This is a genomic window from Marinobacter sp. CA1 (genome assembly GCF_020546665.1).
Classification (GTDB): Bacteria; Pseudomonadota; Gammaproteobacteria; order Pseudomonadales; family Oleiphilaceae; genus Marinobacter; species Marinobacter xestospongiae.
This window is the reverse complement of the sequence record NZ_CP071785.1, coordinates 839,469-861,928: the sequence shown is the minus strand read 5'-3', so window position 1 is coordinate 861,928 and position 22,460 is coordinate 839,469. Positions and strand designations below refer to the sequence as shown.

Genomic DNA, 22,460 nt, shown 5'->3' with positions numbered 1-22,460 from the left:
CCACTACCCCAGCAACTCCAACATCGCCTTTTTCGGCCAGATAAATCCCTTACCCTTCACCGTACACGGTCGCTCCGCCAGCCAGACGCCGGAGCCGTAGGGTGCCAGGTCGGCAATCGACAGGTTGTCGTGCCAGATCAGGTATTCCAGATCCTGCTTCATCTGGTTCATCGTGCCCTGCACGGAGCGGTCGCAATCCGTATCGCACACTAACGGCCCGAGCGCACCCGCAGCGGCTTCCATCTGAGCGTCATTGGCCCCCGCCTTGAGCAGGGTGTTCATCAGGGCATCCTGAAACCACCAGTCCAAATCGGCGAAATCCGGTTTGGTCAGGCATGTGGCTAGCACCGGGAAGCGGGTGGCGTCGTGGATAAACAGCACACAGTTGCGGCGCTGGATGGTGAGCAGGTTGGCGTGCCAGCCACTGAGCAGGCTCTCGGCTTCGTCGTTGGCGGCGTGGGGCAGTGGTCGTTTGCTGTTCAGCCTGCCGGCATTGTTCAGAGGCAGTTTGGCGAGAAGTTTTTTGGTGCAGTGAAGATGGATCATGGTTGGCCTGTTGTCAGGATGACTGGCTGAGCATGTTCATGATCAGCCGGATCAGCACATCCTTCTGTTTCGGGTCGGACTCAGCCACCAGCAAGGTCAAGGCGGCAAGTCCAGTGTCGTTGATGACGGGCTGGCCGTTGTCGTCCAGCAAACGACCGTTGCGATGCAGAAAGTCCACAAACAGGAAGGCGCCGCTGCGCTTGTTGCCGTCTGAAAAGGGATGGTTCTTGACCACAAAGTACAGCAGGTGCGCGGCCTTGCTCTCCACGGAAGGATAAGCCGGCTCGCCAAACACGGTTTGGTCCAGATTGCCAAAAATCGCGCCCAGGCCTGTATCCCGGACCCGGGCAAACAGATCTGTGGCTTCGCCCCGGGCAATGAGCTGCTGTTTCAAGTCACTCAGCGCAGCCATGGCCTCGACCTCACTGGGCAAGGCACCGCCGCGCTCCCCCGCCGGTTCCTCCAGAAGCCCCTCGTCATAGCGTTGCAGCCAGAGAAAGGTCTGGGTGTAGCGGGAAACGATGTCCACCAGCCCGCGCCCAGCGTCGCCGGACAATTCCGGACTCTGGGCGGCTTTCTGGATCAATGCCAGGGCTTGTTCAAGTTCGGCGGCGTTCTTTTCGAACCTAGCTTTGTCGAGTGCGTATCCTTGGGTCAGATACTCTCGGAGAACCCGGGTTGACCACTGCCTGAAGCGGGTAGCTTGCGTCGAGTTAACGCGATAGCCCACCGAGATGATGGCGTCCAGGTTATAATGTTTCAGTTGCCGACGAACCTGTCGCTTGCCCTCCTGGCGAACTACCGAGAAATCCTCGGTAGTTGGACCTTCTTCCAACTCTCCGTCTTTATAGACATTCTTCAGGTGCAAACTGATGTTATCGACTGACGTAGCGAACAGCTCCGCCATCTGGCTCTGGCTGACCCAGAGCGTGTTACCTTGCAAGCGGACCTCAACCTGCTGGTTATCAGTTTCGAAGATCATAATGTCAGTCATATCGCCTCCATGGGATCCAAGACAGATTTTAAACTCCCAAGCATTGTCACCATACTCGGTGTTTCCGCCAGCCAGGTACCGGTGCTGTAGGATGCCAGGTCGGCAAAAATCCGGTTTGGTCAGGCAGGCCGGACTGTTACTCAGAATGGACTCTTATGAAAACACTGAAAGCTTCTTCGATTCACGCCGAATCGCCCCTGATCGTAGCGCAACCGCCGAACACAGAGCGGTTGTTGCAAACCGGGATACAATACAAGTCAGTAACGTTTACGACAGGGCTGGTGCCGCGAGTATTGGGCCCAAGCGGGAGGCTTTGCGCGAGCTCCGCACGGTTCAGTTTGTTGGTGAAATCAACTTGGCGTCCAGATATGCGACTGCTATTGATCGCGATTGTTGCCATCTGCATCAGTCTCCAGGGCTGTGGGGCTCAAAACGATTTCCCCGAAAACCAGAAGATTCCAGGACCGATCGAAGCGAGTCCAGAGTGGCAGGTTATTGAGCTAGACCAACCACTTAGGATCAATCGTGAAGCGTTTCAACAGGGCCTCCATATCGTCGTCGACCCAGAAGAGTTCAGTTCCAACAGCGCGCACGAGGATGCGCTCTCGAATGACCCAGAGCATTTCTTTGATCTACGCAACGCCGAAAATGAGCTGGTTGTGCCGGAGGTCGTGTTGGTTGCTGAGAATGGATCAGAGATTCGTGTCGTATCCAGAAGCAACATCCGGCTTTACGAGGGTGGCCTGACAGTAGGAATGAGAATGGCACCAGATAAGGTGCATGCCCCATCTCCGCCTTTTCCAGAGGGAGTTGAGGGGGTCAGCGCCTTCCGGATTCGAAGCAACATTCCCTTTACAGTCGACTATTTCTGGTGGCTTGTAGAACGGCATCCCGACATGCAGTACTGACTGCGTCCGCCAGCCGTGACCTGATTACGGCTGGCGGGCTTGCTCGGCAAGAAACCTCGTCCTAAATAGGCAGGTTAAGACCGCTGCAGATCTTCAGACCGGCATTGTTGCCCCAGGACCGGACGGGATCAATCCCAGCACCACCACCCCCCTGTCACATCCCGGTAACACAGCTGTCGCACAATCTGGTGTATACCAAAAGGAGTGTTACATGCTTGCCGTTTTTGATCTCGACGAAACCCTGATCCGTGGCGACAGTTCGCAGCTGTTCACCTATTTTCTGCGGCATCAGGGCATTGATACCACCGCGGATGCCGAGGCCCGGGACGAGGCCTTTATGGCCGCCTACCATGCCGGAGAGATGGATCTTCAGGACTACATGGAGTTCAGTCTGGCGCCGCTCCGGGGTTGGAGCCGGGCGCAGTTGGAGGACCTGGTATCGCAGTTCGTCGAGCAGGAGATCGCCCCCCGGGTGCTGCCGGTCGGCCGCTCGAAGGTCGAGTGGCACAAGGCCCAGGGCCATGAAGTGCTGATCATCTCCGCCACCGGTGAGCACCTGGTGCAGCCCATCGCCCGTCACCTCGGCATTGGTGAGGGCATCGGTGTGCAGGTACAGTGGCAGCAGGACAATCTGGCCGGCACCATTGGCCCCCGCCGGCCCTTTCGCGATGGCAAAGTCACCGCCCTGGACCAGTGGCTGGCACGTCGGGGCATTGCACCCCAGCCGGTATGGTTCTACTCTGATTCCCACAACGACCTGCCACTGCTCAACCACGTGGATCACCCGGTGGCGGTCAATCCGGACCCGGTGCTCAGGGCACACGCCCAGGCACACGACTGGCCGATTTACATGGACGAACCGGCACCCTTATGACTCTGAGATTCCTCAATCTGGCTCATGCCCAGTTGCACTACGGCGCCTACCGGCGCCTGACTTCCCAGCCCACATCCCCACTGCCCTCCGGCCGTACCACCCCGCTGCCCGGCCGACTACCGGGCCGGGTAGTGTGGCTCCGGCCCCAGGCGCGCTGACCGGCGTTGCCGAACCGATCGTCAGGTCACCGCAGCACCGGCTTACGCCGGCAGTCTCTGCTCAGTGCGGACCGCCCTGCGCCTTTAGCCCAACGAGTTCAACCCAGCACGACCAGCATCAGCCCGGCCAGGATTACCAACACGCCGATGATTTTGGGAGGGTGCAGGGGCTCGTTGAGGAAGTACCAGCCCAGCGCCACACCGATGGGAATGCTGATCTGGCGGAATGCCACCACGTAGCTGACATCGTCGGCGTAGGCCATGGCCCACACCACCAGAGCGTAGGTACCCAACATCAGCACACCGGCGGCCAGGGTGCTGCGCCAGCGCAAGGCCAACTGCCGGAACTGCTGCCGCTCCCGCCGTTGCAACGCCAGTCCCAAACTGAGCCAGGACAGGGCCGAGGCCGCCTGCAGGATCACGAACACCACCGCCACTTCGGCATCCAGCACCAGCCCTTCGAGCAAGCTGCGCATGCGGGCGGTGGCGGTGTCGTCGACGATGGAGTAGCCGGCCGTGCTGGCCGCTGCCAGCAGCGCAAACAGTGTCGCCAGGTTACGGTAGTTGGCAAAACTGAAATCCCGGAACCGCTGCATTGGCAGCACCATGCAGCCTGCCACGATCAGCACGATGCCCACCACCGCAGCGGCGGTGATACGCTCGGCGGTGCCCAGGAACAGGGCTCCCACCAGCAGGATCAGCAAGGGAGACGACCGCGCCAGCGGGTACACCACCGACAGCTCGCCAAAACGATAGGCCGCGGCCAGGGCACTGAGGTAGGTGGCCTGGAACAAGCCTGTCAGCAACACCAGCCACCACAGGCCCGCATCCAGCCGTGCGATCACCGGCTGATAGCACCACAGCAATGGCAGGGCCACCAGCACGCCCCAGGCGTTGGCGTACCAGAAAAAGGCACCGCTGGGGCTGACCTTCTTGCCGAACAGGTTCCAGCCCGCATGGGCCAGGGCCGACACCAGAACAATGACGATGGCGGCCGGTGTCATCGCCGACCACCCGGGCGCGGCGTCATTCCGCCCCCTGACGCCAGGCCCTGGTGGACCGGTCCACCCACAGCCGCAGACCACTCTGGATCAGCTTTGCGCCGGCACAGGTCAGGGTAATCAGAATCGCCATGGCGGCGGCAGGGGCAATATCGCCCGCCTCATCCATGGCCAGCACCGCTACCGAGGCCAGCTGGGTATCGTGGCCGTACAGGAACACCACCGCCGAGACCGTGGTCATGGCGTTGACGAACAGGTACAGCGCCACGTCGAGGATGGCCGGCAGGCACAGTGGCAACGTCACGGTAAACAGCACCCGCCAGCGGGATGCCTTGAGCGACTCCCCCACCGCCTCGAACTCCTGATCGAGCTGCTTCAGGGCTGTGATCGCGGTGAGGTGGGACACTGCGTAGAAGTGGCTGACGGTGCACAGCACCAGTATCAGCAGTGAGCCGTAAATCACGTTGAGCGGGTTGTCCGGGTGGTTGAAAAAGAAGATGTAGGACAACCCCAGTACCAGCCCCGGCACGGCCAGCGGCAGCAGCGACAGCATCTGGAACACCCCGGTGAGCAGCTTCGGCTGTGGCGTACGCTCCACCAGCCAGGCATTGAAGAACACCAGCGCGGTACCCAGCACCATGGTGCCAAGAGCCATCTGCAGACTGTTGAGGTACGCCCCCCAACCGCCGCCATCCATACGGCCAAACTGGTAGTTGTTGAGACTCAGTTCCAGGTTGTAGGGCCAGAAGGTGACAAACGAGGCGTACACCGCCATGCCGATGATGGTGAGGATAAACACCACCGTCGGCGCCAGCATCAGCGCGCCGAAGGCATCGCGCCGGCGGTTGTGGCTGGGCTTGTAGGGCACCGAACGGGCGGTAAAGCTGGCCGACTGCTTGCGCTGGACATAGCGGTCGGCAACGAACGCCAGCATCGCCGGCAACAGCAACAGCACGCTGACCACCGCGCCCATCTCGAAGCGTTGCTGGCCAATCACCTGCTTGTAGATGTCGGTGGCGAGCACGTCGAACTGACCACCGATGACCTTGGGTACCCCGAAATCGGTGATCACCAGGGTGAACACCACAAAGGCCGCGCTCACCAGACCGTAGCGGGCACCCGGCACGGTCACGGTCCAGAAGGTCCGCCAGGGGCTCGCCTTGAGGGCCGTTGCTGCCTCGTAGTGGCGGCCATCGGCGTTGTCCATGGCCGTCAGCAGGATCATCAGGGCATGGGGAAAGGTCCAGAAACAGGAGCCCATGATGATACCGATGGGGCCGTAGATCTCCGCGCCAAACAGCCAGCTTTTCAGTACACCCTGGTTACCGAACAGGTACACCAGGCTGATGGCCGGCAGCAGTGAGGGCGCCAGAATCGGCAGCACCAGCACGCCACGGACCCAGCCGGTCAGTGGCAGCCGGGTACGGGTCAGTGCCCAGGCCGCCATAAAGGCCAGGAACACCACAATCACGGTGCTCAGAGCGGCCACCCACAGGGAGTTGACGAACGCCGACTCGATGCCGCCGGAGCTGAGGTAATGGGCGAAGTTGGCCAGGCCGACGAAGTCGCCGTCCTTGTTTTCCACACTCTTGGACAGCAGTGAATACAGCGGTGCCAGAACCAGCAGCGACAGCACGGCACCGCCGGCCAGCAGCAGGGTCGCAAACAGCCAGCGGCCGGACAGCCGCTGCCGCAGGCCCGCCAGCGGTGACGGCGAAGAGGTTACGTTGGAGGCCCCTTGGGGCAAGGTCGGGGAATCAATCATGGTGGTGCTTACCGGGTGTTGCCAAAGGGATCAGAGCCGCCGGTTCAGGCGGCAAAACAATGCAGGGCGTCGGATGGCAGCTGCAGGCACACGCTGGCGCCATTGGCCAGGTTCAGCTGTCGCGCCGAGCGCGGGTCAACATCCACCACCAGCAACCGCTCAAGGTCCGCCAGGCGGATGTGGGTGCGGATGAAGGCGCCAAGGTAGTCCATCGACTCCACCTGGCCTTCCCAGTCGCCATCGCCGGCCGGCAGCAGGTGCACGTCTTCCGGCCGGATCGCCAGCCGTACACAGTCCTGGCTTTCGGGCATCGGCCGCACCAGTTCCAGCTCACGGCTGCCAACCCGCACCCGTTGACCATTCACCGCGGCACTGTCGATGAAATTCATCGCGCCAATGAATGAGGCCACGAACGCCGACGCCGGCTGCTGGTAGATTTCCAGCGGGGTGCCGACCTGCTCGATCACACCGTTGTTCATCACCACCACGCGATCGGCCATTGCCAGGGCCTCTTCCTGGTCGTGGGTAACCATGATGGTGGTAACGCCCAGCTGCTTCTGCAGATTGCGGATCTCACTGCGCAGGTGGTGCCGGACCTGGGCGTCCAGGGCAGACAGCGGCTCGTCCAGCAGCAACAGGCCTGGCGACGGTGCCAGCGCGCGCGCCAGGGCCACCCGCTGCTGCTGGCCACCGGACAGTTGCGCCGGGTACTTGCGGGCATGATCTTCCAGCCCGATCACGGTCAGCAGCTCATCGACCCGGCTGCGAATCCGGGCCTTGGCCATGCCGATGCTGCGCAGGCCGTAGGCGATGTTGTCGCTGACGGTCATGTTGGGAAACAGCGCGTAGGACTGAAACACTATGCCAAAGTCCCGGTCCCGGGGCGGCTTCAGGGAGATGTCGACGTCGCCCTGGCTCAGGTGTCCGGCACTCTGCTGTTCCAGGCCGGCGATGATGCGAAGCAGCGTGGTCTTGCCACAGCCGGACGGACCCAGGAAACACACCAACTCACCGGGTTCGATGGTGAGGTCGATGTTCTCAAGGGCGCAAAAATCGCCGAAGAACTTGTTCACGCCCTGGATTTCCAGGCGGCTTCCTTGGGTTGTCTGGTTCATGGTGAACACCTCGCGGCTTCCAGTTTTTCCATACAGGCAGGTCGCCAACCGGACTCCCCGACGTACCGGAAAGGGAGCCCGGCCAGCGACCGGTTCTTGGCCCGTCAGTCAGGCTGACGGCGCCCCATTACTTGGCTTCGGACTTGCCGTCGTAGCGACGCGCCCACTCGGCCAGGATGGCTTCGCGGTTGCCGGCAGCCCAGGCAAAGTCGTTGTCGATGATCAGGTCGTCGGCGTTGGCTGGGAAATACTCGATCGGCTGTGCCACACCGGGCATCCCGACGATGGCGTAGCCTTCGTTGTACATTTCCATGGCCTTGCGGCTAACCGACCAGTCCACCAGGGTCTGGGCCGCGTCGAGCTTGTCGGTGCCCTTGACGATGGCGGTGGCTTCCACTTCCCAGCCCAGGCCCTCCTCCGGGAACACCAGTTCCAGCGGCGCGCCCTGCTCTTTCAGGCGGGCACCACGGAAGGCGAACGAAACCCCGATCGCGGTCTCACCGGAGGCGGCCATCTTGCAGGGCTTGGAGCCGGAGTGGGTGTAACGGCTGATGTTCTGGTGCAGGCCGTCCATGAAGCTCCAGCCCTGGTCCTCGCCCATCATTTGCAGCCAGGCAGACACGTCGAGGAAACCGGTGCCGGAGGAGTTCGGGTTCGGCATCACCACGTGGCCCTGGTACACCGGGTTGGTCAGGTCCTGCCAGCTGGTGGGCATCGGCAGATCGTTATTCTCGGCTTCAATCGTGTTGACGCAGATGGCCGCCATCCAGGCGTCCATGCCGACCCAGGACGGAGTCTCGTCACGGTCACGGAACTTCGGAGACAGCTGGTCCAGGCCTTCCGGCGCGTACGGCTGCAGCATGCCCTCGTTCTTCAGCAGCAGCAGGCTGGTGCCCGCCAGGCCCCAGACCACGTCGGCGCGGGGGTTTTCTTTCTCGGCCAACAGACGGGCGGTGACCACACCGGTGGAGTCCCGGACCCAGTTGATCTTGATGTCCGGATGATCCTCATTGAAGCGCTCGGCATACTTGCGCAGGTCTTCGGCCTCAACCGCGGTGTATACGGTCAGTTCGGTCTCGGCGCTGGCGTTCATGGCCAGGGCGCAGGTGGCAACGGCGAGGGCTTTCTTCAGGTGTTTCACGTCAGTCTCCTTGATCAGGCATTCAGTGGATGAGTCAGGCTGTGGCTGCCAATTGCTATTGGTCTATACCAGTTAGGATCGTCATCCACCTTAGGCATATTTCATTGCAAAGACGTGACAGCAATGTGACGTTTTCAATGACAGGGCAGCGCGCCTTCCAGGGTCACCGGAAAGCGCGCCAGCCCGCTCCTCAGGGGCACTCGCCGGCGGCCAGACGATGATCGATATCCGCCAGCACATCCGGCAGGTCCGCAATGGAATCAATCACATAGTGAGCCGCTGACGGGGCCATGGCGCGACGCCCGCGGGCCAGCAGAGCCCCCCGTTCGTCGTCCGCCAACTCCGCCAGCTGCTCTTCACTCAGCCCCACGGCGTTGCCGGACGCCACCACGGCCACGGTCCACATGCCCGCATTCAGGCCCTCTTCGATGCCGGTGACGGTGTCGTCGACCTTGACGCAGGCCTGCACCGCGGTCACCCCCAGCTCGATGGCATTCTTCAGGCTCATGTGTGGTGCCGGGCGGCCCTGAGGCACCTCGGTGGCCACCACCACGCTCTGCGGCTCAAATCCCTGGGCCTTCAGCTCCGGCAGCATGACCTCCACCATTTCGCGGCTGTAGCCGGTGTTGACCCCCAGGCGGATGCCGTCTTCCCGTAACCGCTCCTGCAGCGCCAGCGCACCGGGAATCAGAGTGGCGCGCTCGACAATGGCGGCGGTCTGCAACGGCAGGAAGGCCTGGTAGAGGCGATCGATGTCGGCAGCATCGGGAGTCTTGTCAAACCGTGCCTGCCACTGTTTGCGAATGCGCGGCATCGCCAGCAACTGGCGGATGTGCTCGCGTTTCTCGGTGCCCATGGGCTCCCGGGCCTCGGCTTCGCTCAGCTCGATACCCTCGGCCTCGAACAGGTTCAGGAAGGCCTGGATCGGTGCCAGCGAACCGAAGTCCACACAGGTACCGGCCAGGTCCATGATGACCGCCTGCAGCGGTCCGGTATAACAACGGGTGTAGGTGTACATGGGTCTCTCCTGTAAAGGGTCAGGCGGTAAAAGGTCAGGCGGATTGCAGGTTGTCGGGGGCCTCGGCGGGCGCCGGTACGGGCAGGGTCAGTCCCAGCTCCTGGCACACTTCGGCGATGGCGGCGATCACCGCATCGATCTGTTCGTCGTGGAGCTGACCGATGCAGCCAATGCGGAAGCTGTCCGCCACCGTGAGCTTGCCCGGGTAAATCACAAACCCCCGGGCCTTGATGGCGTCGTAGAAACGGCCAAACTCAAACGCCGCGCTGTCCGGCGACAGGAAGGTGGTGATGATCGGTGACAGCCACTGATCCACCAGCAGGGTCTGGAAGCCCAACTCCCGCATGCCGGCCACCAGTCGGTCGCGGTTGCGGGTGTAGCGGGCCAGTCGACCGGCGACACCGCCTTCGGCCTGATGTTCCTTCATCGCCTGCTGGAACGCCGCCACCACATGGGTTGGCGGGGTATAGCGCCACTGACCGGTTTTCTGCATGTACTGCCACTGCTCATAAAGGTCCAGTGACAGGCTGTGACACTGGCCGGCGGAAGCGGCCAGCAGGTTCCGCTCAATGATGGCAAAGCCGAAGCCGGGCACCCCCTCAAAACACTTGTTGGCTGAGGACACCAGAGCGGCACAGGGCAGCTCGGCGACGCTCACCGGCAAGGCGCCGAACGCGCTCATGCTGTCAATGATCAGACGCTTGCCGGCCTGGCGGCAGACCTCGGCGATCTCGTCGATGGGGTTGAGGATGCCGGAGCTGGTCTCGCAGTGAACCACCACCACCTGGTCGATGTCCGGGTTCTCGGTGAGTGCGGCCGCCACCTCCTCGCCACGGGGCGGGTGGTAATCGCCCTTGTCGATGGCCAGGAACGACCGCCCCAGGGTGCTCAGGATCTTGCCGATGCGCTGGCCGTAAGCGCCATTCATCAGCACCAGGGTGCGACTCCCGGGCGGAATCACCGTGCCCAGGGTGGCCTCCACCGCGAAGGTGCCGCTGCCCTGCATCGGCACACAGACGTGGCTGTCCTCGCCGCCGGCCACCGCCAGCAAACGCTGGCAGATGTCGGCAGTCATGGCGTTGAAGTTGCCGTCCCAGGAGCCCCAGTCCCGCAGCATGGCCTGCTTTACGGTGGTGCTGGTGGTGAGGGGACCCGGGGTCAGCAGGTAAGGATCTTGATCAGTCATGGTGGTCTCCGTGTCTAGCCGGTGCGCTTGCGGGCTCGCGCCTCAGCGCAGCGCTGGATGAAGTCAGGGTGGTAGGAATCAATGCTGCCAAACCGGTCCAGCCGGAACCGGTCGGGGTCCACGAACGGCGTCTGGCCGGTAGCCAGCTCCGCCACCAGCCGGCCAATGCCGCCAGACATGCCAATACCGGCGCCGGAACAACCGGTGGCGGCCATGAAGCCTTCGACGGTCGGCATGGCGCCCAGCAGGTAGAATCCATCCGGGGTGTAGCTGGAAACGTTACTGACGTAATGGGCCAAGGGCAGCTCGTCCACCAGCGGCAACTGTTGGCGCAGGGCGTGGTACCCCGCTTCAAGGGCGTTGTCGCCGTTCGGGTCCTGGTCGAAACAGAAATCCTGCAGGCTGGCCGGCAGTTGGCCGGGATGGGCGGTCACCGCCTGGGGATCGCGCAGTCCGAACAGCAGTCCGCCCACTTCGGGGCGGGCATAGGCGCCACTGTCCGGCAGGATGGTCATCGGGCCATCCGCGGGGATGGCGGGATGGGCGGCGGAAATCCAGTAATGGGAACGCACCGGCGCCATGCCCAGGTGAACCCCCACCTGGCGGGCCAGCGCCGTGCTCCAGGGTCCGGCGGCATCGATCACCAGACCAGCAGTCACGGTCTCGCCACTGGCCAGACGTACTCCAGTCACCCGATTGCCGGTCTGGAGCAGTTCAGCCACAGTCTGGCGCAGGCGGAAACTGACGCCATGGCGGCGGGCGTCGGCGGCATAGGCCTGGCACAGGGTGTAGGGTTCGATGTAGCCGTCATCCGGCAGCCACAGCGCCGCGGTGTCGCCACTCAGGGACAGCCAGGGCGCCTGCCGCTGGGCAGTGTCGGCGTCAAGCCGTTCAGCCACCACGCCAACGTCGGCGGCACGCGCTGCTGTTCGCTCAATCTGCTGCTGCCCCGCGGACTCCGCCGCCACCTGCAGACTGCCCACGCGACGCAGGGGCAGCGGCTCACCAGTCTGTTCACCCAGCTCGTCAATGGCGTGGAAGGTTTCCATCGCCATCGCGGTGAGTTCCCGGTAGGGACGGATACGGGTCAGCAGCGCCGCCGCCTGGCTGGTGGTCTGCTCACCCAGACCGTGACGCTCGATGACCGTCACCGAGACGCCCGGCTGACGGCTGAGGTAGCGGGCTATGGCGCATCCAAGGATGCCGCCACCGATGATGGCCACATCCGGATGAGGGTTTGCGAACATGGGATTTCCTCGCTCATCTGGTATAGACCAGTTTGGCGAGGAACTGTGACGGTTTTATGAACGCTCGATGACAATCCGGCTTTTCAGCGCGGCGAGGAGGTCACTGCACTTCCACCTGGATGCTGAGGGTGTCGTGCAACCAGAACTCCTCATCGAACTCCACGAAGACTCCGTCGGCGTCGTGGCTGCGCCGGGTCACATACAACCCGGCGGTACCGGCATTAACCCCCAGGGCTTCCGCCTGCGGGTCCACCAGTGCGGTGGGAAACATTTCAATGCGCTTGCCCTGCAGCTCGACGCTGTACTTCTCCCGCAGCAGCTTCCACAGCGAACGGTTGAAATCGTACTGCTCAATGCCGGGCAGGCGCTTGGGGTTGAGGTAGATGTTCTCCACCAGCACCGGGCGGCCATCCACCTGCCGCCGCCGACGCAACCTGACGATGGCATCGCCCACGGCCAGGCCGGTTTTGTTGGCAAGCCAGGGGGCCACTTCGGTGGTGGTGACTTCCAGGGTTTCGGTGGCCGGCGTGCGGCCCTGTGAGGTCACGTTGTCGGAGAAGCTGTAATCCTGGGTAGGGTTGTACACCAGCCGCGGCGGTGACACGAACCAGCCACGGCGGTTGGAGCGGTAGATGCGCCCCTCCGCCTCCAACTGGGCCAGGGCCAGACGGGTGGTGACCCGGGTGGTACCATGGCTTTCCGCCAGCACCCGCTCCGACGGCAGGCGAGTATTGGCCGCCAGCAGGCCGGCCTCGATCTGGTTGGCGAGCTGGTCCCGGACTCTCAGGTACAGCGGCGTGGAGCCCTCTCCATTTGCTCGTGCTTCCATTGTATGACTCCTCTGACCGACAAAACCGTGCACCCTACTCCGCCCGGGTGACGCCAGTATGACAAAGCCGCTAAGCTTTTCGTAGCGCACCCGCCCCAAGGAGCCTGAAAGGAAATCCCATGAAAATTGGCCAGGTATCGAAACAGACCGGTGTGCCGGTCGAAACCATCCGCTACTACGAAAAGATCGGTCTGCTGGCCGAACCGCAGCGGGAAGACAGCGGCTACCGGCGCTACACCGACGACCATGTGCGCCGGCTCAGCTTCATTCGTCGCTGCCGCAACCTGGACATGGCCCAGGATGAAATCCGTCGGCTGATCGAACTGATGAACCAGCCGGAAGCGGGCTGCCAGCAGGTCGACCGCTTACTGGAGCATCACCTCGAACACATCCAGCAGCGCATCACCGAACTCCAGGCCCTGCAACAGGAAATGCAGCGCTTGCGGGCCGCCTGTGCCAACGAGGGCCAGGTCAGTGAGTGCGGCATCATCGACCGGCTCAAGCAGTCCAGCAGCAACGATCCGGGGCTGGACCGGGATAACCATATTCCCGGCTCCCACTGATTTGTCGAAACCGGCCCTTGACCCTGTAGCAGCTACAGGCTTTTTAATGACTCCATTGCAGATATGAGCCCCTGGGGAGTCCCCCCCCGGCGGGCCAATAACACTTAATGAGGGAGTTCGTTATGGCCGGTCATTGCTGTTCGTCCGACACCCACGCCAGCCAGGCTGTGGACCCGAGGTTCCGCCGCGCGCTGTGGATCGCGCTGTGGGTCAACCTGGGCATGTTCCTGCTGGAGTTTGCCGCCAGTCTGACCTCAGGCTCGGTGGCCCTGCTGGCCGATGCGGTGGATTTCTTCGCCGACTCGGCCAACTACATGCTGTCGCTGTATGTGTTGTCGATGGGGCTGCTGTGGCGGGGGCGTGCTGCGCTGGTGAAAGGCGTCACCATGGTGGTGTTTGGCGTTGCCGTTCTTGGCAAGGCATTCTGGAATCTCAGCAGCGGCGCCACCCCTGAAGCCATGACCATGGGTATGGTGGGCGCGCTGGCGATGGTGGCCAACATCGCGGTAGCCCTGTTGCTGTACGCCCATCGCACCGGCGATGCCAACATGCGTTCGGTCTGGTTGTGTAGCCGTAACGATGCCCTCGGCAACCTGGCGGTCATGCTGGCTGCGGTCGGAGTCTTTGGTACCGGCACCGCCTGGCCGGATCTGATCGTCGCCGCCATCATGGGCGGACTGGCCATCCATTCCGGTCTCGCGGTGGTTGGCCACGCCCGCAGCGACATCGCCGAAGCCCGGGCCTGCACTTCCTGACCAAGCTCGGCCGAGAAACCTGGCTACAGCACAATCGCCACCATCACCGGAATAAACAGCAACGCAAACAGCGTGCTGAGCAACGCCGTCCCCGCCGCCTGGCGGGGGGCGGTATCCAGCAGGGTGGCGATAACCACGGTATTGGCCGCAATCGGTGTGATCGAGACCAGGAACATCGCCCGGTGCACCGCCTCGCTGTAGAGCCCGAAGACGTTGGCATCGAGCCACCACAGCGACAACGCCACTGCCGGCCACACCAGGAATTTGCCGAAGAAGGCCAGTCCGGTGAAGCGCCAATTACCCGCCAGCCCCCGGAAGCTGACAATCCCCATCCCGATGATCATCATCCCGAAGATGCTGTAGGCCCCGCGCAGGTTGTCGAACAGCGGCTCGAACACCTGCGGAATGGTGACACCGGAAAGGTTCAGCACCACCGCCAGGGCGAAGGCATAGACCGACGGCAGCCTGGCCACCCGCAACAGGCAATCCTTCACTCCCTGGCGCCCCCGCGCTGCCAGATAGAACCCTACCGACGTTTCGAACAGTGTGGTGCCCAGCATCGCCACGATGTATAGCCCCAAGCCTTCCTGGCCAAACAGCAGCAGAGCCACCGGGATACCAAAATAGCCGGTGTTACCGGTGCCTGTTGCCAGGGGAATGATGTTGGCGCTTTCATCACCAACCCAGCGCCTCGCGATGGCCAGGTGTATCAGCGCCACCAGGGTACTGAGGCCAAAGGTCAGAAACGGCAGCAGGATCACCTCCGCCGAAAGCGGCGCGCTCATCACCCCGGAAAACACCACCGAGGGCGTGACGATGTACAGCATGATGCCGGCGATGTGACGTCCACTGGCCTCCAGGTAACGGCCGGCCACCCAGCCCAGAGCTACGGTGATGTAGAGGGGCATCATTTTGTACAGAAGCGCCAGTGCTGCGGCCATGAGAGGTCTCCGGGCAAAGCCTGACAGTCTATCAGCGCCCCGGGAGGGGCAGAAGCAAGCCCTCCCCGGATACGGGTTTATACCTACCCAACCCACTCTTTATGAAACACTTTTCCGGACACTGTCACCCCACCGTCACCGGAGTTTCATGACCCGGTCATCGACAACCGCGACAGTGAGTCGCTTTACGGACCCATTAAGGAGCGGACCCTATGTACACCCCCACCCGTGCATTGCTGTTGGCGTCGGCAATCACCTCCCTGACCCTGGCTGGCTGCGGCAGCGATGACGACGATGCCAAGGTCGCAACGGTCGACCTGCGGGTCATGGAAACCACCGACATCCACGCCAATGTGATGGACTACAGCTACTACGGCGACAAAACCGATCCCAAGGTGGGCCTGGTTCGCACCGCCACCCTGGTCAACCAGGCCCGGGCTGAGCTGGCCCACGCCGGCAACAGCGTACTGGTCGACAATGGCGACCTGATCCAGGGCAGCCCGATGGGCGACTGGCGCGCCAACGTCGGCATCACCGCCGGCGAGATCCACCCGGTGTACAAGGTAATGAACCAGATGGGCTACGATGTTGCCAACTACGGCAACCATGAGTTCAACTACGGTCTGGAGTTCCTGGCAGAGAGCGTCAACGACGCCACCTTCCCGTACATCAGCGCCAACATCTTCGCCGACGATGGTGACAGCAACCCGGACAACGATCAGCCCTATTTCGACCCCTACCATCTGGTGACCAAGTCCGTTACCGACCGGGATGGCAACAGCCATGAGCTGACCGTCGGCTTCATCGGCTTTGTCCCGCCCCAGATCATGCAGTGGGACAAAGCCAACCTGGAAGGCCAGGTGATTGCCAAAGACATCCGCGCCATGGCGGAGCGCTACGTACCTGAAATGCGTGCCAACGGCGCGGATCTGGTCATCGCCATTCCCCACTCCGGTATCAGCACCCTGGCTTACGACCCTGCCAACAAGGCGGAGAACAGCAGTTGGTACCTGGCAGATGTCGAGGGAATTGACGCCATTCTGTTCGGCCACAGCCACCTGGTATTCCCGTCCAGCAGCTTCAGTGACACCGACGGCGTGGATCTGGAGCGTGGCACCATCAAGGGTGTGCCCGCGGTCATGCCCGGCTACTGGGGCAGTCACCTGGGCATCATTGACCTGACCCTGGCCTACAACACCGACGACGACCAGTGGAGCGTCCGCACCAGTGACGTCGAGGCGCGGCCAATCTTCGCCGACAACACCCCCCTGGTGGAGCCGGATGCCAACCTGATGGCCCAGGTAGTTGTCGACCACCAGGCCACCATCGATTTCATGAACCAGGCCATCGGCGAATCCACCGACGATATCTACAGCTTCCTGGCGGTGGTGAAGGATGACCCCTCGATCCAGATCGTCAGCGATGCCCAGAAAGCCTACGTTGAAGCCGCTATCCAGGGCGACGTCAACCTGGACGGCCTGCCGGTACTGTCCGCCGCCGCGCCCTTCAAGGCCTGCGACCGCGACGGCGTCTGCGCTGACGAAGGCAGTTTCACCGTGGTACCCCAGGGTGAGCTGAAAGTGAAAAATGCCGCCGATCTCTACCTCTACCCCAACACCCTGATGGCGGTGAAGGTCAATGGCGCCGAACTGCAGCAGTGGCTGGAGTGCTCCGCGTCCCAGTTTTTCCAGATCGACACGGGTTCCAGTGAGCGTCAGGAACTGGTCAACTTCAGCGGTTTCCCCACCTACAACTTCGACGTTATTGATGGGGTCAGCTACCAGATCGACGTGACCCAGCCGCCCCGTTATGACCGTGACTGCCAGATCATCAACGACAGCGCCCAGCGTGTGCTCGGCCTGAGCTACCAGGGCAGCCCGGTCACCGCCGACCAGCAGTTCCTGATTGCCACCAACAACTACCGCGCCAACAGCGGTGTGTTCCCCGGTACCGGCGCCGATCACATCGTGATCAACTCACCGGACACCAACCGGGACGTGCTGGCCAACTACATCCGCACCAACAGCCCGGTCACCCCGACCGCCGATGGCAACTGGTCGTTCGCTCCGATCACCAGCGCCACCGACCTGGAGATCGTATTCCGGGTGCCCAACACCCAGCGCACCCAGGGTTTTGTCGCCAGCAAGGCGCCGGAAGCCGTGTTCCTTGAAGTGAACGACGCCAACGAGGCCGTTTACGAGCTTAACCTGCAACAGCCCTGAAGGCTGACCGCAGCACCGGGAGGCCGCCTCTGGCCTCCCGTTCCCCTCTCCGCATTACCCGCCTAGAACGCCCTATCCCACTTTTGTCCAATATTCCACCACCAGGCATTGACGCCCCAATCGCCCAGCGTTACCTTTACGTTAACGTCAACTTGGGCACGACCAATGAATCAACGCAGTCAACCGCGCACCTTCTCCATCAGCGAACTCGCCCGCGAGTTCGACATCACCACCCGCACCATCCGGTTCTATGAGGAAGCGGGCATGCTGGAGCCGGAGCGCAATGGCCAGACCCGGATCTACAGTGACCAGGACCGGGTCAAGCTCAAGCTGATTCTGCGGGGTAAACGCCTGGGCTTCAGCCTGGCGGAATCCCGTGAACTGATCGAGATGTACGACCCGTCCTCCGATAACGTCCCGCAGTTGCACGCCCTGCGCCGCAAGATCCAGCAGAGCCGCGACGCCCTGCTGCAACAGCTGGCGGATATCGAGGTGATGAAGAACGAACTGGACGCAGCAGAGGACCGCTGCCTGGAAGCGCTAAAGGACCTGGAGCCCGAGCCGGAGGGAGGCAACTGACCGGTCAGGTCAGGCGCCAAAAACAATAATAGCCCCAACCAACGACGCTCCAACTTACCGATACAAACACAAAAGCAAGGTGGGTTATGGCAACACACAACAGTTACATCAGTGGAATCAGTGAAACGCCCCTGCTGGGGATGACCATTGGCGAAGCGTTCGACCAGACGGTGGAACGGGTGCCCGACAGCGACGCCCTCATCGTCCATCACCAGGACCTGCGCTACAGCTACCGCGAACTCCAGGCGGCGGTGGACGAGTGCGCCCGCGCCCTGATGGGGCTTGGCGTCGGCAAGGGTGACCGGGTCGGCATCTGGTCCCCCAACTGCGCCGAGTGGTGCATTACCCAGTTTGCCACCGCCAAGATCGGCGCCATCCTGGTGAACATCAATCCCAGCTACCGCCTCCACGAGGTCGAGTACGCCCTGCGTCACTCCGGCACCTCCACGCTGATCCTGCAGGGCCAGTTCAAGACCTCCGACTATGTCGCCATGACCACCGAGCTGGCACCGGCGCTGGCCGATGAGCGCCAGGGTGACCTCAGCAGCGACAAGCTGCCGAACCTGAAGAACGTGATCTGCCTGGACGCCGATCACAAAGCCCCGGGCATGCTGCACTGGCAGGACCTGCTGGCCCTGGCCGAAAGCACCAGTGAAGCGGATTACCAGAGCCGTCAGCAGGATCTGCAGTTCGACGACGCCATCAACATCCAGTACACCTCCGGCACCACCGGTGCGCCCAAGGGTGCCACCCTGTCCCACCACAACATCCTCAACAACGGGCTGTTCGTGGCCCGGCGGATGAACTTCAGCGAGCAGGACCGGCTGGTGATTCCGGTGCCGCTGTACCACTGCTTCGGCATGGTGATGGGCAACCTCGGCTGCATCACCCACGGCGCGGCGATGATCTACCCCTCGGAGGGCTTCGAGCCGGAAGCCACCCTGAAGGCAGTAGTGCGGGAAAAAGCCACCGCGCTGTACGGCGTGCCCACCATGTTCATTGCCGAACTGGAACACCCGGAGTTCGCCAGCTTTGATCTGTCCACCCTGCGCACCGGCATCATGGCCGGCTCCAACTGCCCGGTGGAAGTGATGAAGCAGGTCATCGAGAAGATGAACATGCGGGACGTCACCATCTGCTACGGCATGACCGAAACCAGCCCGGTGAGCCTGCAGACCGAGCCCACCGCGCCACTGGAGAAGCGGGTCACCACCGTCGGCACCATCCACCCCCACCTGGAGGTGAAGATTGTCGATCCGGCCACCGGCGCCATCATGCCCCGCGGTGAAAAGGGCGAACTCTGCACCCGTGGCTACAGCGTGATGCTGGGCTACTGGAACAACCAGGAAGCCACCGCCAAAGCCATCGACGCCACCCGCTGGATGCACACCGGTGACCTGGCCACCATGGACGACGAGGGCTACGTCGCCATCGTCGGCCGGATGAAAGACATGATCATCCGCGGCGGCGAGAACATCTACCCACGGGAAATCGAAGAGTTTCTCTACACCCACCCGGCCGTCTCTGACGCCCAGGTCATCGGCGTCCCCGATGACCGCTTCGGCGAGGAAGTGATGGCCTGGATCAAGCTGGTGGAGGGTCAGGACGTCAGCGAGGACGACCTGCGGGCGTTCTGCAAGGCCAACATCGCCCACTACAAAGTACCGCGCTACTTCCGCCTGGTGGACGAATTCCCGATGACGGTGACCGGCAAGATCCAGAAATTCAAGATGCGGGAAATCAGCATCGAAGAGCTGAGCCTGTAATTCAAGCCAACAACAAGATGCCCGCCCCTTTCGGGCGGGCCCACGGAGCACACAGATGAAAAGCCAATACACCTCCCTCAACTTCAACCTCGGCGAAACTCCCGACATGCTGCGGGATCAGGTCAACGCCTTTGCCACAGACCACATCGCCCCCATCGCCGAGAAGACCGACAAGGACAACCAGTTCCCCAACGACCTGTGGCCACGCCTCGGTGAGATGGGGCTGCTGGGGATGACTGTGAGCGAGGAGTATGGCGGCAGCGAGATGGGCTACCTGGCTCACGTGATCGCGGTGGAGGAAATCAGCCGCGCGTCCGCCAGCATTGGCCTGAGCTACGGCGCCCACTCCAACCTGTGCGTCAACCAGATCCACCGCAACGGCACCGCCGAGCAGAAGGCCAAGTACCTGCCCAAGCTGGTAAGCGGTGAGCACATCGGTGCGCTGGCCATGAGTGAGCCCAACGCCGGTTCCGACGTGGTCAGCATGAAGCTGCGGGCCGACAAGAAAGGCGACCGCTACATCCTCAATGGCAGCAAGATGTGGATCACCAACGGCCCCGATGCCAACACCTACGTGATCTACGCCAAGACCGATGTTTCCAAGGGCCCGCACGGCATCACCGCGTTCATCGTCGAGCGGGACTGGAAGGGCTTCTCCCGTGGGCCCAAGCTGGACAAGCTGGGCATGCGCGGTTCCAACACCTGCGAGCTGATCTTCGAAGACGTGGAGATTCCTGAAGAGAACATCCTGGGGGGCGAGAACCAAGGCGTTAAGGTGCTGATGTCCGGCCTCGATTACGAGCGGGTGGTGCTCTCCGGTGGTCCGGTCGGCATCATGCAGGCCTGCATGGACATCGTGGTGCCCTACGTTCACGAGCGCAAACAGTTCGATCAGCCCATCGGCGAATTCCAGCTGATCCAGGGCAAACTGGCGGACATGTACACCGAGCTGGCGGCCTCCCGCTCTTACCTCTACGCCGTGGCCCAGGCCTGCGACCGTGGTGAGACCACCCGCAAGGACGCCGCCGGCGCCATTCTCTACACCTCCGAGCGCGCCACCAAGATGGCCCTGGAAGCGATCCAGATCCTCGGCGGCAACGGCTACATCAACGACTACGCCACCGGCCGCCTGCTGCGGGACGCCAAGCTCTATGAAATCGGCGCCGGCACCCAGGAAATCCGCCGCATGCTGATCGGCCGCGAACTGTTCAAGGAATCCCGTTAAGGGTAGAGGCGTTACACATGGCTATTCTCCATACCCAGGTTCAACCGAATTCCGAGGAATTCCGCCAGCGCCGCGAACACATGCAGGCCCTGGTGGAAGAACTTCGCAACCGCCACGACACCATCGCCCAGGGCGGTGGTGAAAAGGCCCAGAAGCGCCACACCGACCGCGGCAAACTGCTGCCCCGGGACCGCATCCAGCGGGTGCTGGACCCCGGCTCGCCGTTCCTTGAGATCGGCGCCTTCGCCGCGGAAGACGTCTACGACGACAAGGTACCCGCCGCCGGTGTGGTCGCCGGTATCGGCCGGGTCCACGGCGTCGAGTGCATGATCGTGGCCAACGACTCCACGGTGAAGGGGGGAACCTACTACCCGTTGACGGTGAAGAAGCACATCCGCGCCCAGACCATCGCCGAGGAGAATCACCTGCCGTGCATCTACCTGGTGGATTCCGGCGGTGCCAACCTGCCCCAGCAGGACGAAGTCTTCCCGGATGCCGAGCACTTTGGCCACATCTTCTATCGCCAGGCCAACATGTCATCCAAGGGCATTGCCCAGATCGCCGTGGTGCTGGGACTGTGTACCGCCGGCGGCGCCTACGTGCCGGCCATGGCGGATGAGAGCATCATGGTCAAAGGCCAGAGCTCGATCTTCCTGGCCGGCCCGCCGCTGGTCAAAGCGGCGACCGGCGAGACCGTCAGTGCCGAAGACCTGGGTGGCGCCGACGTCCACACCGGCATCTCCGGGGTGGCCGACCACTACGCCAACACCGAGGCGGAAGCGCTGGAGCGGGCCCGCCGCTGCATCGCCAACCTCAACTACAAACGCCCGGACCACATGGCCCTGCGGGAGCCGGTGGAGCCGCTGTACCCGGCCGAGGACCTGTACGGCCTGATCCCCAGTGACCTGCGTACGCCCTACGACGTCAAGGAAGTGATCGCCCGGCTGGTGGACGGCTCGGAGTTTGACGAGTTCAAGGCCAACTACGGCAAATCGCTGATCTGTGGTTTCGGCCACCTGTACGGCATGCCGGTGGGCATCGTCGCCAACAACGGCATCTTGTTCTCGGAATCCGCCCAGAAAGGCGCCCACTTTATTGAGCTGTGCAGCCAGCGGGGCATTCCACTGATCTTCCTGCAGAACATCACCGGCTTCATGGTGGGCAAAGACGCCGAACACGAAGGCATTGCCAAGCACGGCGCCAAGATGGTGACCGCGGTGGCCTGCGCCCGGGTGCCCAAACTCACCGTGGTGATCGGTGGCAGTTTCGGGGCCGGCAACTACGGCATGTGTGGCCGCGCCTACAAGCCCCGTTTCATGTTCATGTGGCCCAACGCCCGTATCGCAGTGATGGGTGGCGAGCAGGCCGCCGGTGTGCTGGCGGACGTCAAACGCACCGGCATCGAACGCCGCGGCGAGAGCTGGTCCGACGACGAGGAGCAAGCCTTCAAGCAGCCGGTGATCGACCAGTTCGAACGCCAGTCCAGCCCCTACTACGCCAGTGCGCGGCTGTGGGACGACGGCATCATCGATCCGGCTGACACCCGCCGGGTGCTGGGCCTGAGTCTGTCTGCCGCGCTCAATGCACCGCCCGAAGACACCCGCTTCGGCATCTTCAGAATGTGATG

General features: G+C 62.6%; 21 protein-coding genes. 10 read left to right on the top strand and 11 right to left on the bottom strand.

Annotated elements, in window-relative coordinates; all coding sequences use genetic code 11:
- Positions 1–3: 3 nt before the first annotated feature.
- Together J2887_RS03995 and rhuM are read right to left on the bottom strand one after the other, a co-directional pair.
- Positions 4–546: a DUF6933 domain-containing protein gene (locus J2887_RS03995; RefSeq protein WP_227174231.1), complete on the bottom strand. Its 543-nt coding sequence runs from the start codon at positions 544–546 to the stop codon at positions 4–6.
- A gap of 13 nt (positions 547–559) precedes the next feature.
- Positions 560–1,540 (bottom strand): RhuM family protein, encoded by a 981-nt coding sequence (gene rhuM, locus J2887_RS03990; RefSeq protein WP_227174229.1) that lies wholly within the window; start codon positions 1,538–1,540, stop codon positions 560–562.
- A gap of 155 nt (positions 1,541–1,695) precedes the next feature.
- On the opposite strand from rhuM, the gene J2887_RS03985 reads away from it, so the two are divergent.
- From J2887_RS03985 to J2887_RS03975, 3 genes are all read left to right on the top strand, one after another.
- Positions 1,696–2,448: a hypothetical protein gene (locus J2887_RS03985; protein ID WP_227174227.1), complete on the top strand. Its 753-nt coding sequence runs from the start codon at positions 1,696–1,698 to the stop codon at positions 2,446–2,448.
- A gap of 211 nt (positions 2,449–2,659) precedes the next feature.
- Positions 2,660–3,322, top strand: a complete 663-nt coding sequence (locus J2887_RS03980; RefSeq protein ID WP_227174225.1) for an HAD family hydrolase — start codon at positions 2,660–2,662, stop codon at positions 3,320–3,322.
- A complete protein-coding gene (locus J2887_RS03975; protein WP_227174218.1) occupies positions 3,319–3,480 on the top strand; it encodes a hypothetical protein in 162 nt (53 codons plus the stop codon). The genes J2887_RS03980 and J2887_RS03975 overlap by 4 nt, the downstream gene beginning before the upstream one ends.
- 98 nt (positions 3,481–3,578) lie before the next feature.
- Here the strand turns inward: J2887_RS03975 and J2887_RS03970 are convergent, their stop codons facing one another.
- From J2887_RS03970 to J2887_RS03935, 8 genes are all read right to left on the bottom strand, one after another.
- Positions 3,579–4,484: an EamA family transporter gene (locus tag J2887_RS03970; protein ID WP_227174216.1), complete on the bottom strand. Its 906-nt coding sequence runs from the start codon at positions 4,482–4,484 to the stop codon at positions 3,579–3,581.
- A gap of 22 nt (positions 4,485–4,506) precedes the next feature.
- Positions 4,507–6,246 carry a putative 2-aminoethylphosphonate ABC transporter permease subunit gene (locus tag J2887_RS03965; RefSeq protein WP_227174214.1) on the bottom strand — a complete coding sequence of 580 codons (1,740 nt, stop codon included), beginning with the start codon at positions 6,244–6,246 and terminating at the stop codon, positions 4,507–4,509.
- Positions 6,247–6,290: 44 nt separating this feature from the next.
- Entirely contained in the window at positions 6,291–7,361 is a 1,071-nt protein-coding gene (locus J2887_RS03960) for a putative 2-aminoethylphosphonate ABC transporter ATP-binding protein (protein WP_227174212.1), read from the bottom strand.
- Positions 7,362–7,488: 127 nt separating this feature from the next.
- The gene (locus J2887_RS03955) at positions 7,489–8,502 is read right to left on the bottom strand and encodes a putative 2-aminoethylphosphonate ABC transporter substrate-binding protein (RefSeq protein WP_227174210.1); all 1,014 of its coding nucleotides are present in this window, start codon (positions 8,500–8,502) and stop codon (positions 7,489–7,491) included.
- 190 nt (positions 8,503–8,692) lie between these two features.
- On the bottom strand, positions 8,693–9,520 hold the full coding sequence (phnX, locus tag J2887_RS03950; protein ID WP_227174209.1) for a phosphonoacetaldehyde hydrolase: 828 nt from the start codon (positions 9,518–9,520) through the stop codon (positions 8,693–8,695).
- A gap of 34 nt (positions 9,521–9,554) precedes the next feature.
- Positions 9,555–10,706, bottom strand: coding sequence for a 2-aminoethylphosphonate--pyruvate transaminase (locus J2887_RS03945; RefSeq protein WP_227174207.1), 1,152 nt, complete (start codon positions 10,704–10,706; stop codon positions 9,555–9,557).
- Positions 10,707–10,720: 14 nt separating this feature from the next.
- Entirely contained in the window at positions 10,721–11,953 is a 1,233-nt protein-coding gene (locus tag J2887_RS03940; protein ID WP_227174205.1) for an NAD(P)/FAD-dependent oxidoreductase, read from the bottom strand.
- Positions 11,954–12,053: 100 nt separating this feature from the next.
- Positions 12,054–12,782: a UTRA domain-containing protein gene (locus J2887_RS03935; RefSeq protein ID WP_227174203.1), complete on the bottom strand. Its 729-nt coding sequence runs from the start codon at positions 12,780–12,782 to the stop codon at positions 12,054–12,056.
- A gap of 119 nt (positions 12,783–12,901) precedes the next feature.
- On the opposite strand from J2887_RS03935, the gene cadR reads away from it, so the two are divergent.
- Positions 12,902–13,345: a Cd(II)/Pb(II)-responsive transcriptional regulator gene (gene cadR / locus J2887_RS03930; RefSeq protein WP_227174201.1), complete on the top strand. Its 444-nt coding sequence runs from the start codon at positions 12,902–12,904 to the stop codon at positions 13,343–13,345.
- 122 nt (positions 13,346–13,467) lie between these two features.
- A complete protein-coding gene (locus tag J2887_RS03925) occupies positions 13,468–14,100 on the top strand; it encodes a cation transporter (RefSeq protein WP_227174199.1) in 633 nt (210 codons plus the stop codon).
- 23 nt (positions 14,101–14,123) lie between these two features.
- On the opposite strand, the gene J2887_RS03920 is transcribed toward J2887_RS03925, so the two are convergent.
- Positions 14,124–15,041, bottom strand: a complete 918-nt coding sequence (locus J2887_RS03920) for an AEC family transporter (RefSeq protein WP_227174197.1) — start codon at positions 15,039–15,041, stop codon at positions 14,124–14,126.
- Between the two features lie 212 nt (positions 15,042–15,253).
- Here J2887_RS03920 and J2887_RS03915 point away from each other — a divergent pair, with 212 nt between their 5' ends.
- From J2887_RS03915 to J2887_RS03895, 5 genes are all read left to right on the top strand, one after another.
- On the top strand, positions 15,254–17,263 hold the full coding sequence (locus J2887_RS03915; protein ID WP_227174195.1) for a bifunctional 2',3'-cyclic-nucleotide 2'-phosphodiesterase/3'-nucleotidase: 2,010 nt from the start codon (positions 15,254–15,256) through the stop codon (positions 17,261–17,263).
- Between the two features lie 165 nt (positions 17,264–17,428).
- On the top strand, positions 17,429–17,842 hold the full coding sequence (locus tag J2887_RS03910) for a MerR family transcriptional regulator (protein WP_227174193.1): 414 nt from the start codon (positions 17,429–17,431) through the stop codon (positions 17,840–17,842).
- Between the two features lie 86 nt (positions 17,843–17,928).
- The gene (locus tag J2887_RS03905; protein WP_227174191.1) at positions 17,929–19,608 is read left to right on the top strand and encodes an AMP-binding protein; all 1,680 of its coding nucleotides are present in this window, start codon (positions 17,929–17,931) and stop codon (positions 19,606–19,608) included.
- A 55-nt stretch (positions 19,609–19,663) separates the two neighbouring features.
- A complete protein-coding gene (locus J2887_RS03900; RefSeq protein ID WP_227174189.1) occupies positions 19,664–20,833 on the top strand; it encodes an isovaleryl-CoA dehydrogenase in 1,170 nt (389 codons plus the stop codon).
- A 17-nt stretch (positions 20,834–20,850) separates the two neighbouring features.
- Positions 20,851–22,458: a carboxyl transferase domain-containing protein gene (locus tag J2887_RS03895; RefSeq protein WP_227174187.1), complete on the top strand. Its 1,608-nt coding sequence runs from the start codon at positions 20,851–20,853 to the stop codon at positions 22,456–22,458.
- Positions 22,459–22,460: the final 2 nt, after the last annotated feature.

What these genes read in the sequence shown, in the direction of transcription:
- J2887_RS03995 (WP_227174231.1), bottom strand. Translation starts at nt 546, where the DNA reads ATGATCCATCTTCACTGCACCAAAAAACTTCTCGCCAAACTGCCTCTG.
- rhuM (WP_227174229.1), bottom strand. Translation starts at nt 1,540, where the DNA reads ATGACTGACATTATGATCTTCGAAACTGATAACCAGCAGGTTGAGGTC.
- J2887_RS03985 (WP_227174227.1), top strand. Translation starts at nt 1,696, where the DNA reads ATGAAAACACTGAAAGCTTCTTCGATTCACGCCGAATCGCCCCTGATC.
- J2887_RS03980 (WP_227174225.1), top strand. Translation starts at nt 2,660, where the DNA reads ATGCTTGCCGTTTTTGATCTCGACGAAACCCTGATCCGTGGCGACAGT.
- J2887_RS03975 (WP_227174218.1), top strand. Translation starts at nt 3,319, where the DNA reads ATGACTCTGAGATTCCTCAATCTGGCTCATGCCCAGTTGCACTACGGC.
- J2887_RS03970 (WP_227174216.1), bottom strand. Translation starts at nt 4,484, where the DNA reads ATGACACCGGCCGCCATCGTCATTGTTCTGGTGTCGGCCCTGGCCCAT.
- J2887_RS03965 (WP_227174214.1), bottom strand. Translation starts at nt 6,246, where the DNA reads ATGATTGATTCCCCGACCTTGCCCCAAGGGGCCTCCAACGTAACCTCT.
- J2887_RS03960 (WP_227174212.1), bottom strand. Translation starts at nt 7,361, where the DNA reads ATGAACCAGACAACCCAAGGAAGCCGCCTGGAAATCCAGGGCGTGAAC.
- phnX (WP_227174209.1), bottom strand. Translation starts at nt 9,520, where the DNA reads ATGTACACCTACACCCGTTGTTATACCGGACCGCTGCAGGCGGTCATC.
- J2887_RS03945 (WP_227174207.1), bottom strand. Translation starts at nt 10,706, where the DNA reads ATGACTGATCAAGATCCTTACCTGCTGACCCCGGGTCCCCTCACCACC.
- J2887_RS03940 (WP_227174205.1), bottom strand. Translation starts at nt 11,953, where the DNA reads ATGTTCGCAAACCCTCATCCGGATGTGGCCATCATCGGTGGCGGCATC.
- J2887_RS03935 (WP_227174203.1), bottom strand. Translation starts at nt 12,782, where the DNA reads ATGGAAGCACGAGCAAATGGAGAGGGCTCCACGCCGCTGTACCTGAGA.
- cadR (WP_227174201.1), top strand. Translation starts at nt 12,902, where the DNA reads ATGAAAATTGGCCAGGTATCGAAACAGACCGGTGTGCCGGTCGAAACC.
- J2887_RS03925 (WP_227174199.1), top strand. Translation starts at nt 13,468, where the DNA reads ATGGCCGGTCATTGCTGTTCGTCCGACACCCACGCCAGCCAGGCTGTG.
- J2887_RS03920 (WP_227174197.1), bottom strand. Translation starts at nt 15,041, where the DNA reads ATGGCCGCAGCACTGGCGCTTCTGTACAAAATGATGCCCCTCTACATC.
- J2887_RS03915 (WP_227174195.1), top strand. Translation starts at nt 15,254, where the DNA reads ATGTACACCCCCACCCGTGCATTGCTGTTGGCGTCGGCAATCACCTCC.
- J2887_RS03910 (WP_227174193.1), top strand. Translation starts at nt 17,429, where the DNA reads ATGAATCAACGCAGTCAACCGCGCACCTTCTCCATCAGCGAACTCGCC.
- J2887_RS03905 (WP_227174191.1), top strand. Translation starts at nt 17,929, where the DNA reads ATGGCAACACACAACAGTTACATCAGTGGAATCAGTGAAACGCCCCTG.
- J2887_RS03900 (WP_227174189.1), top strand. Translation starts at nt 19,664, where the DNA reads ATGAAAAGCCAATACACCTCCCTCAACTTCAACCTCGGCGAAACTCCC.
- J2887_RS03895 (WP_227174187.1), top strand. Translation starts at nt 20,851, where the DNA reads ATGGCTATTCTCCATACCCAGGTTCAACCGAATTCCGAGGAATTCCGC.